Annotated in this window: 8 protein-coding genes and 1 rRNA gene; 6 read left to right on the top strand and 3 right to left on the bottom strand. The window is 43.2% G+C overall.

The window, feature by feature from the left end:
• The coding region (locus KSP24_RS24840) for a spore germination protein (protein ID WP_216977114.1) at window positions 1-1,172 on the bottom strand (1,172 nt) is incomplete at its 3' end.
• 279 nt (window positions 1,173-1,451) lie between these two features.
• Complete coding sequence (locus tag KSP24_RS24835; RefSeq protein ID WP_025677511.1) at window positions 1,452-2,108, bottom strand: DedA family protein; 657 nt, start codon at window positions 2,106-2,108, stop codon at window positions 1,452-1,454.
• A 145-nt stretch (window positions 2,109-2,253) separates the two neighbouring features.
• On the opposite strand from KSP24_RS24835, the gene guaA reads away from it, so the two are divergent.
• Both guaA and KSP24_RS24825 read left to right on the top strand, forming a co-directional pair.
• A complete protein-coding gene (gene guaA / locus KSP24_RS24830; protein ID WP_013369453.1) occupies window positions 2,254-3,792 on the top strand; it encodes a glutamine-hydrolyzing GMP synthase in 1,539 nt (512 codons plus the stop codon).
• 468 nt (window positions 3,793-4,260) lie between these two features.
• Window positions 4,261-4,878 (top strand): Type 1 glutamine amidotransferase-like domain-containing protein, encoded by a 618-nt coding sequence (locus tag KSP24_RS24825; RefSeq protein WP_058712513.1) that lies wholly within the window; start codon window positions 4,261-4,263, stop codon window positions 4,876-4,878.
• Window positions 4,879-4,977: 99 nt separating this feature from the next.
• Here the strand turns inward: KSP24_RS24825 and KSP24_RS24820 are convergent, their stop codons facing one another.
• A complete protein-coding gene (locus KSP24_RS24820) occupies window positions 4,978-6,108 on the bottom strand; it encodes a Gfo/Idh/MocA family protein (RefSeq protein ID WP_216977112.1) in 1,131 nt (376 codons plus the stop codon).
• A 129-nt stretch (window positions 6,109-6,237) separates the two neighbouring features.
• Between KSP24_RS24820 and KSP24_RS24815 the strand changes: the two genes are divergently transcribed.
• The 4 genes from KSP24_RS24815 to KSP24_RS24800 all read left to right on the top strand — a co-directional run.
• Complete coding sequence (locus KSP24_RS24815; RefSeq protein WP_058831286.1) at window positions 6,238-7,083, top strand: LysR family transcriptional regulator; 846 nt, start codon at window positions 6,238-6,240, stop codon at window positions 7,081-7,083.
• Window positions 7,084-7,227: 144 nt separating this feature from the next.
• Window positions 7,228-7,698 carry a MarR family winged helix-turn-helix transcriptional regulator gene (locus KSP24_RS24810; RefSeq protein ID WP_216977110.1) on the top strand — a complete coding sequence of 157 codons (471 nt, stop codon included), beginning with the start codon at window positions 7,228-7,230 and terminating at the stop codon, window positions 7,696-7,698.
• A gap of 508 nt (window positions 7,699-8,206) precedes the next feature.
• On the top strand, window positions 8,207-9,577 hold the full coding sequence (locus tag KSP24_RS24805; protein ID WP_216977108.1) for an NCS2 family permease: 1,371 nt from the start codon (window positions 8,207-8,209) through the stop codon (window positions 9,575-9,577).
• A gap of 445 nt (window positions 9,578-10,022) precedes the next feature.
• Window positions 10,023-10,080 (top strand): 16S ribosomal RNA (locus KSP24_RS24800); the annotation flags it as partial.

Below are 10,080 nucleotides of genomic sequence, written 5' to 3'. Positions count from 1 at the left end.
GCCGAGACCACTCCTGCATCCACGGCTGCTTGTCCAATGACCAGTGTACCTACAATGGATACGGCTTGCCCGACGGTCTTGGGAATTCGAACTCCTGCTTCACGCAAAATTTCATAAGTTATTTCCATGAGCATTGCCTCGACAAAAGCCGGAAAGGGTACGCCTTCTCTTTGTGCAGCGAGACTGACCAATAAGTTTGTAGGAATCATCTCTTGATGATAGGTAGTTACCGCAATATATACTGCTGGCGCAAGCATAGCGATAAAAAAAGAAAAGAAGCGCAGCATACGCAGCAACGTACTGATGTCAGCACGCTGGTAATAATCCTCTGCCGACTGGAAAAATTGAACGAACAATGCAGGTATCAGCAGAACAAATGGTGTTCCGTCCACCAAAATAGCAATTCGCCCTTCCAGCAGGCTGGCAGCGACCGAATCCGGACGCTCGCTGTTATAAATGGTGGGAAACAGGGTATAGGTTTCATCCTGAATTTCCTCCTCGATGTAACCCCCTTCCAAAATTCCGTCAATATCAATTCGGTCCAAACGTTCTCTCAGTTCCTGAATAACCCCTTCGTCAGCAATTCCTTTGACATACATCACGGCTACATTGGTATGAGTCACTTGACCGATCTGTCTTGTTTCCATCCACAGTCGCGGATCGCGGATTCGCCTACGAATTAGAGCTGTATTGGTACGTAAATTTTCAGTAAAACCCTCCATGGAACCCCGTACAACGGTTTGGGATAGGGGTTCGCTGACATTGCGATCCTCCCAACCGACCGCATCAATCCATATGCCCTTTGCGTATCCGTCCAGCAAAATGATAATACCGCCGGATAGCATCTGGTTGAATAAGGCATCCATTTCATCCACACTACCCGAGTTACCTGCAATCAAAATTTGATCCTTCAAATAGTCGAATGGTTCTGTGCCCTCCGGTACATGATGTTCGTTTACGCGCATTAATGAACGCAGGACGGAATCATGAAGTAATTGAGTGTTGACCAGACCATCGATATAAAACAGAGCCGCTGGCCATTTCTGCATCCATAGTAGCTCTTTAATGATTACATCTCCGCTGTTTCCAAAGGAGCTCTCGATATGATTTACATTATCTTTCAAGTTAGAGGATACATGAGTAAGTGGACAACTTTTATTCGGATTCGGCATACGTAAAATCCTCCGATATTGGAGTTTGTTGGCTTAGTATGCTCTGAAAATATGAATTTATGCTTGGCCCCATTGTATTTACAGGGTCGATTGTTGGGTATGCTGACGACGTAGAGCCAAGGTATCATCGGATTGTCTATGTTTGGAGTAAGGGGAGCGCCCGAGATGATGGAGCCGCGAATGTTGGGCTCGGCTGGAAGAGCGGGGGATGTAGTAATACCTTTCGTGATTTCGATATATTATGCAAGGGCCTGTAGTCATAAGGCGGCAGGAGTGTGACTATTCCGTGTCATCCTTGTTGCTGGTTTTTACCGATTTTTTGGATTTGTATAGTGATCCAAACAGAAAGCTTCTCCACCGATATATAAAATACAGCAGGATGATGAACCCAACGACAGCTGCGATTCGTAGTGCGTATAGCTCAACCAAATGGAAAATGGCATCCCATTGCGGACCAAACAGCTTGCCAATGCTTAGAAAGAGGACGACCCAGAATAAAGCACCGCTGTAAGCATACAAGACAAATTTACGAAAAGAAAGAGCTATAATTCCAGCAAAATAGCCTGTAAAATGCCGGACACCTGGAATGAAATATCCAAGGAAAATAAGCCAGTATCCATAACGTTGAAACCACTTTTGTGTTTTCTGAAGCTTGTCCGGCGATAACAAAACCCATTTGCCGTACTTCTGAATAAAGGGGAGTCCAGCCCATTTTCCGATAAAGTAGGTAATGGTCATACCGATGGTTGTGCCCAAAAACGCTAGCAGCACCAACTTGCTGAAATCCAGGGTACCGGCATAGGAGAGATATCCCGCATAAGCCATCGTGGTTTCCCCGGGAAAGGGCAAGGCAATAAATTCCAGCAGCAAGCCGAAAAAAAGGACGCCGTATCCATATTCTTCGAACAATTGTGCGATCCACTTCAGCACATCCATTGTGTACACTCCTACGGACAGATTAAGTAATTTAGAATCAATTTATTTTATCAATCTTTTCATGACCACTCAACTATGGTTGATTTCTTGACGTGTTGTTTTATCGTTGCGTATAATGAAACGAACAATTGAGGGAGGCACGGTAATGAATAAGCCTAATGAAATCGTTGTAGTTCTCGATTTTGGAGGACAATACAACCAGTTAATTGCAAGAAGAATTCGGGATCTCGGCGTATATAGCGAGCTCCTTCCATACAATACGCCTGCGGAGAAGCTGAGAGAGCTGGCGCCGAAAGGGATTGTTTTCTCAGGCGGACCTTCCAGCGTATATACAGACAATGCTCCTCAGGTGGATCGGGCAATTTATGATCTTGGCATCCCTATCTTTGGTATTTGTTATGGCATGCAACTGATGGCTCATCAACTGGACGGTAAGGTAGAACGTGCGGGCAAGCGTGAATATGGCAAAGCAGACGTGCAATTTAATGAGGGCGCTCGGTTGACTAAAGGACTGGATTCCCGTCAAACCGTGTGGATGAGCCATGGCGATCACGTTACAGATCTGCCAACCGGCTTTACACTGGATGCGGGAACAGAGAGTGCGCCGATTGCTGCGATGAGTAATCTGGAACGGAATCTGTATGCAGTACAATTCCATCCAGAGGTACGTCATTCTGTTCAAGGTAATGAGATGATTAGCAACTTCCTGTATGAAGTGTGCGGCTGTGAAGGCAACTGGACCATGGAATCGTTCATTGAAGAGCAAATTCGTGAAATCCGTCAGCAAGTAGGCGACAAGAAAGTACTGTGCGCTTTAAGTGGCGGCGTAGATTCTTCCGTTGTAGCCATGCTTATTCACAGAGCGATCGGAGACCAACTGACATGTATGTTCATTGATCACGGACTGCTGCGCAAGGGTGAAGCCGAAAGTGTAATGGAGACGTTCGTTGGTAAATTTGATATGAAAGTTGTCAAAATTGATGCACGTGAACGTTTCCTGTCCAAACTGGCAGGAGTGGATGATCCGGAACAAAAACGTAAAATCATCGGTAACGAGTTTATTTACGTCTTTGAAGAAGAATCAGCTAAATTCGATGATTTTGACTTCCTGGCACAAGGCACGTTGTACACAGATATTGTAGAGAGCGGAACAGCAACGGCGCAAACCATCAAGTCGCACCATAACGTAGGCGGTTTACCGGAAGACATGAAATTCAAACTGATCGAGCCACTGAATGCTTTGTTCAAGGATGAAGTGCGTAAAGTCGGCGAAGAATGCGGACTTCCGGCCGAAATTGTATGGCGTCAGCCATTCCCAGGTCCGGGTCTTGCCATCCGTGTATTGGGCGAAGTAACAGAGGACAAGCTCAAGATTGTACGTGATTCTGACTTTATTTTGCGCGAGGAGATTGCCAAAGCGGGTCTGGATCGGGAAATTTGGCAATACTTCACCGCTCTGCCGAATATGAAGAGCGTTGGCGTTATGGGCGATGCCCGTACGTATTCCTACACTGTAGGTATTCGCGCAGTAACCTCGATCGACGGCATGACCGCTGACTGGGCACGTATCCCTTGGGACGTATTGGAGAAAATCTCCGTTCGTATCGTCAACGAAGTGGACAACGTCAATCGTATCGTGTACGACGTAACGTCCAAACCACCAGCAACAATCGAGTGGGAATAAGCGTGGAGACTCCCGCATCTTAACCACGAACCCTTTGAGATTCACCAATACAACATCAGGCTCCTCCGCATCGGCGAACTATCGCTATGCGGTTGGAGTCTTTTTTACGGGGGCAAGGTCGAACCTTTGCTCGGGAAAGTTTACTACACGGCAACCTCAATTGGGTTTTAGCTAAAGGCGAATAGTATTGCCACATGCTACGAAGATATAAATTCATTTGTTGTTACAAAACGGAATATGAAGACTGAAAAAAGGAGATATTATTCAATGGTAATGTCTCCTTTTTTTATATGATTTTATTTGCTTTAAGCTATAGATAGCTTAAAGCAAGTATGGAATTAAACGTTTATTTTTTCATGTCATCCTCTAATGGTGTCATGTTTTGATACTAATATATTTTAGAATTTATCTAGATTAGAGTGTTACATATCCCATTTCATTAAACGCTATTCTAAGGAGAATAAAGACATGAGAAAATTATTTTTGTCGTCCTCATTTAAGGATGTTGCACCATGCTTAGTCCATTTCGCCGATGAAAACTTGGAAGGAAAAAAAGTCACTTTCATCCCAACCGCAAGTATTCCAGAGAAAGTTAAGTTTTATGTGAATACAGGGAAAAAAGCATTAGAGGATTTAGGATTAGTCGTGGATGAAATTGAAATCAGCACAGCAACATTGAATGAAATAGAAAGTAAAATTAGAGAAAATGACTATATTTATATTACCGGAGGCAACACATTTTATTTACTTCAAGAGCTAAGAAGAAGCGGGGCTGACAAAATCATTGCTGAAGAAGTTAATGCAGGGAAGCTCTATATAGGCGAATCGGCAGGTTCGATGATTTTATCATCGAATATCGAGTATGTCCGACTTATGGACAATGTGCAGGAGGCGCCTGCTTTGGATTCTTTTGCTGCGCTCGGAATAATTGAATTCTATCCAGTCCCCCACCATACGAACATCCCGTTTAAAAAAGCGGTGGAGAACATCATTGAGGAATATGGCAGCCAATTAAATTTATATCCAATCAGCAACGCGGAGTTTATTTTGGTTGAAGGTGATAGTATAAAAGTCGAGAATGCATGACTTTATTAAATAAAGGAGAATTTCAACTGATTAATATTATAAAGAACCTTCAATTCCACATCTATCTTGATATTGAAGGTTCTTTTTTATAAATCTACCTTACCATACGATCTTTTTCCCAGTTGCAGCCGATTCCTCAATGCGGTCCAGTAGCTGATGCAGCTTTAGTGCATGGTTGAAATCGGGGGCGAGACGGGTGCCCGTCAAAATATCCTCGGCAAATACATGATGGGCCTTGGCTACATTCAGGGTTACTCCTTCTTTGGGAAAGTCTAAGCAGCCATCAGGTTCAGCAGCTATGCGTATGGGTTCAAAAAAGCCATTAGGAATATAACTTTGATGACTTCCCTGATCGTATACAAGTTTTTCAAGCGTCAGATTCCCAAATTGAACATGTCCAAGCGAAGGATTCTGGCTCAAACGCAAACTGCCCTTTTTCCCCTGAATCTCTAGCTCAAACTTAGAATTCACCCCGCCCTGAATGTGAACCGATACCGGAGTTCCTTTTTCCAACAGCCCGTGAATCAGAATTTGATCGGCTGTATCCTTGGCAATGATTTCACCCGTTTCCTGAATAATGGCTTCGTTATAACGGGATGCTGTGACAGCCGACAGCTCGCGGAATTCACCAACGATGTATTGCAGTGCATCCAAAGAGTGTCCCCCGTTAATGGTTAGTAGGTTGGCACCACTGGCTCTATTCAGCAAGTATGCCGTATCCTGATCTGTTCGTCCTCCTTTGCCAGAAGTAGCTACTTGCATATGACAGGATACAATTTCACCAATTGTCCCGTCTTCCACCAGCTTTTTCATCGTTTGAACCTCAAAATCCTGCCGTGCCTGCAAGCCGACGGTATGATGAATGCCCGCCAGTTCCACCGCCTTAGCCATTTCAGCAGCTTCCGCAGTGTTGGCTCCCAGAGGCCACTCACAAAAAATATGCTTCCCCTCTTGAATAGCCGCCATTACGGCCTCGTTATGATGGGGAACTTTTACGCTCACCACGACCATGTCCACTTCCTTTGAAGCTGCGAGCTTTTTCGCATCGTCAAAAGCTAATGACGTCCCCACGCCTTTTGCACTTTTTCGTGCACTCTCCATACGGGAAGTGCCGATGGCTGTGATATCCAAGCTCGGGTGCTTGAGCAAAGCCGGAATATGTGTTTGGCTGGCCCATTTGTTATTCATCGAACCTCCTATGATACCTGCACGAATCTTCTGTTGTACCATGTGCCATCCCTCCTGATTTTAAAATGTGGGTAGTAAATACCGCTCAAGCCCAATATAATACACTTAACTCATAAAGAATAATGTTTGTTAATGATATAGATATCATTTTATTTGATGGGAGATGAAATGGTGGATATTCAGAATATGCAGGCATTTGTTTCAGTGGCGGAACTTAGAAGTCTAACAGAAGCTGCCCAGAAGCTGAATCATCTGCAATCGAATATGACGGCTAAAATAAAGAAGCTGGAGGCCTATTACGGCACAGCGTTATTTTACCGAAAGCCTCGTGGTATGGAACTGACACCCGCAGGCGAAATTCTATATACTCAGTACAAGCAAATTTTACTGCTATGGCAAGACACGGAGATGAAAATGAGACCCCAGGAGGAAAAATTGCGTGTCGGCACAATGCAGTCCATTGTAGCAGGCGAAACAACAAGGGCGCTAACGAAGGTATATGAGATGTATCCGCAGGCTTCGGTGACATTAAAAACCGGAACTACCACGGAAATGGAGCAATTCATCCTCGACGGCGAGCTTGATATTGCTTTTGTTACAGGATATCCTACCAACCCATATATTCATTATCAAAAAATATGCCGTGAAGAGCTTGTGCTGGTGGGGAAAGGTATACACGAAGGCTCGGATCTCCAACAGGTACTGCAAGGAGCTTCTATTATCATATTGTCGGATAGCTGCCTGTACCTCACGCATTTAGAGAAGATGTATCAGGACATGCAATTGACCCATGGCGAGGTTGTTGAGGTTGGAATATTTGATACGATGGTAGAATTCGCTCTGATGGGAATGGGAATTACCCTTATGTCCAAAAAGCTGGCGCGACAATTTAAAGTAACGTCTTATTTACCGGTTCCTTCAATTTTTGGCTACATGGATACATATTTAATATCCCGTCCCAATCACGAAATGACAGCAATTGAACATAAATTTATCGAAATCAATAATACGATCTAATAGAGTAGGAAAGACATCGAATGACCTTAACTATAAATTCTAGAATGCGGCTATTCGTTTAGCTTGAGCATTTTTTTGGGATTGTAGGATTTGTCTATAGACTTGTCTCAGGACTTGTTTATTTTTAGTGAGGGTGTATAATGCTTGATGAATCAATTGATGGGTCAAGTATTAGGAGGAGGGTTTGTCATCAAACATTGCTCTGAAAAAAGCCAGCTATTTTATCGAATGCATCTTTTGTGTAAAGAAATGAATAACGCTTTTGAAGCACAGCTAAAAACCAGCTTCACCAAGGTCGAAATTTTGTATCATATTAATCATCGTCAGGAACTAAGTCAGCTGGAGCTTCAACATCTGCTCGTTCTGGATGGTGCAGCAGTGACCCGGCATCTGAAAAGGCTGGAGGAGGAAGGTCTGATTTTACGAATTAAAAAAGAGCAGGATAAGCGTATAACCTATATACGTTTAACCGAATTAGGAATTCAAGAGCTGCAAGTTTTGACAGAGCAAAGACAAGCGTTTCAGGAAAAGCTCCTCTATAAGTTTGCAGATGAGGAAATTGTGGCTTTAACAGATGCACTACAGCGTATGTCTAGCAATGTGAAGAATATGTGAAATGTGCGAGGACAAATGTTTTTGGAGGCCACTCGATGAAGATTTTAGAAGAATATTTTTATTACTACGATTTAGCAAAAGATGATCAAGTAAGTAGAGAACGATTAATCAGCTGAAGAAGCTGATACCTATCAAACCAGATGGGCAGTGTGCGGTAAAAAGGCAACAGGCGAAGTTTATACACTTACTGGAGTGGACAAAGCCCGACTGGATGCAGAAGGGAAGATCGTTTATCTGGAAAATATACCGGATACAGCTGATGCTTTTGATAAGTACAAAAATATCTGATTATTCTAAATGATAACCCGCCAGCTGTATAATAGCTCGCGGGTTATCTGTTTTCCGAACAATACATATGTGTTTAATTTGTAACATTCGTTTTTTCTGTTGACAAGCCGTAGGCGAGAGCCTAAAATAACGGATGTAATATAGCGTATATAAAGACGAATATTACAGCAAGTGAACGACAACAATACGAGTATGCTTTGCGTAGGAGGAATTACGACTCATGGAGCGTTTCTTTAAATTAAAGGAACATGGCACAAACATCCGCACCGAGATTATTGCGGGGATTACTACTTTTATGACCATGGCTTATATCCTGGTGGTCAACAATACCTTTTTGGGACCAACTGGCGCGGGGATGCCTAGTGAAGCTGTTTTCTTTGCAACAGCAGTAGGTGCAGGTTTAGTTACCATTCTGATGGGCTTGTTTGTAAATGTGCCAATCGGTATGGCGCCAGGGATGGGCTTGAATGCTTACTTTATGACCGTAGTCTTGAGTTCTAATGGGATGATTACTTGGCAAGCGGCACTTGGCGCTGTATTTATATCCGGTATCGTCTTTCTGATTTTAACCGTTACCCGGGTAAGACAGATGCTGCTTGTTGCAGTTCCGGAAAATTTAAAAACTGCTATTACAGTTGGTATTGGCTTGTTTATCACAATTGTTGGTTTCAAGCTTTGTAATCTGGTTATGGTGAGTATTGTTCCAGGGACAGATGTTGGTCAACCGGTTCCGGGTCATGCTTTTAATTTGGTTCTGGGTAGTCTGGTACATCAAAAGGATGCGTTGCTGGCGCTAATCGGGTTGCTCATTATCGCAGCGTTGATGGTCGTTCGGGTCAAAGGCGCATTGCTGATTGGAATCGTAGCTACTACATTAATCGGTATTCCGATGGGTGTAACGGATCTGAGTAGCTTGACAACAGGGCACTGGATTCCAAATTTCAGCAATTTGGCAGTAGGTCAGTTAGACCTGAAGGCAGCTTTGCATATTGGTCTGTTTGATATTATTTTCATCTTCACATTTGTAGAGTTGTTTGATACCTTCGGTACGCTGGTAGGTACAGCTACACGCGCAGGCATAATGAAAGATAAGAAAAAAGGCGAGAAAATTATCGGTAAAGCGATGCTGGTAGATGCTGTTGGCGTAAGTACTGGTGCAGTATTGGGTACAAGTACAATTACAGCATTTGTAGAAAGCTCCGCAGGGGTAGAAGAAGGTGGACGTACAGGTCTCACTGCTGTAACGACAGGCGTTCTGTTCTTGTTGGCCCTCTTTATTGCGCCGCTGGCTCTGGTTGTGCCTTCTGCGGCTACTGCTCCGGCTTTGATTATCGTTGGGGTGTTGATGATGAGTCAGGTTCGTAATATTGACTGGGATAACTTCCTGTTGGCATTCCCAGCGTTTCTGACCATCGTTTTGATGCCTTTTACAGGTGGAATTGCGAATGGTATTTCTGCTGGTATTCTGTCTTACGTTGTGCTGGCAGTGTTCAGTAATCTGTTTACCAGCAATAAAGTTAAAATTCACTGGCTTATGTGGGTGCTTGCTATTATTGTAGTAATCCGCTTTGCCTTTATGGGCTCCGAATAATTCAGTAGATATAAAATACAGAACCTCTTTCCTGTTGTTTAAAAGGGAGGAGGTTCTTTTTTTAGTTTACCACGAGTAAAAACAAAAGAAGTAATATATGAAAGAAAACGATTGATAAATATGTGTTATGAAATTTTATATAAATAATGCTTGCAAACTAAAAATACATATGGTATATTCTAATTCCGGCCAAGAAACACAAGGTTGTGAGCGAATGTTTCAAAAAAGACTTTGAAAAAAAGCTTGCAAAGTTGGTTCGGAAGTGATATGATATAAGAGTTGATGAGGCGATGAGCTGATTCGAAAAAAGAAGTGTTTGATCTTTGAAAACTGAACAACGAGTGAGTAAACTGATTTTGTTCGCAAAATCAACAATGAGATATTTTATCTCGTCAGTTTCAAAATGAGCTAATCGCTCTTTCGATAAACCAGCTTCGGTTGGTCTTTAATGGAGAGTTTGATCCTGGCTCAGGACGAACGCTGGCGGCGTGCCTAATACATGC

It is taken from the genome of Paenibacillus sp. AK121 (genome assembly GCF_019042715.1).
Lineage (GTDB): Bacteria > Bacillota > Bacilli > Paenibacillales > Paenibacillaceae > Paenibacillus > Paenibacillus polymyxa_C.
Note: the sequence above shows the minus strand (reverse complement) of the source record. Positions and strands in the feature narration are given on the sequence as shown.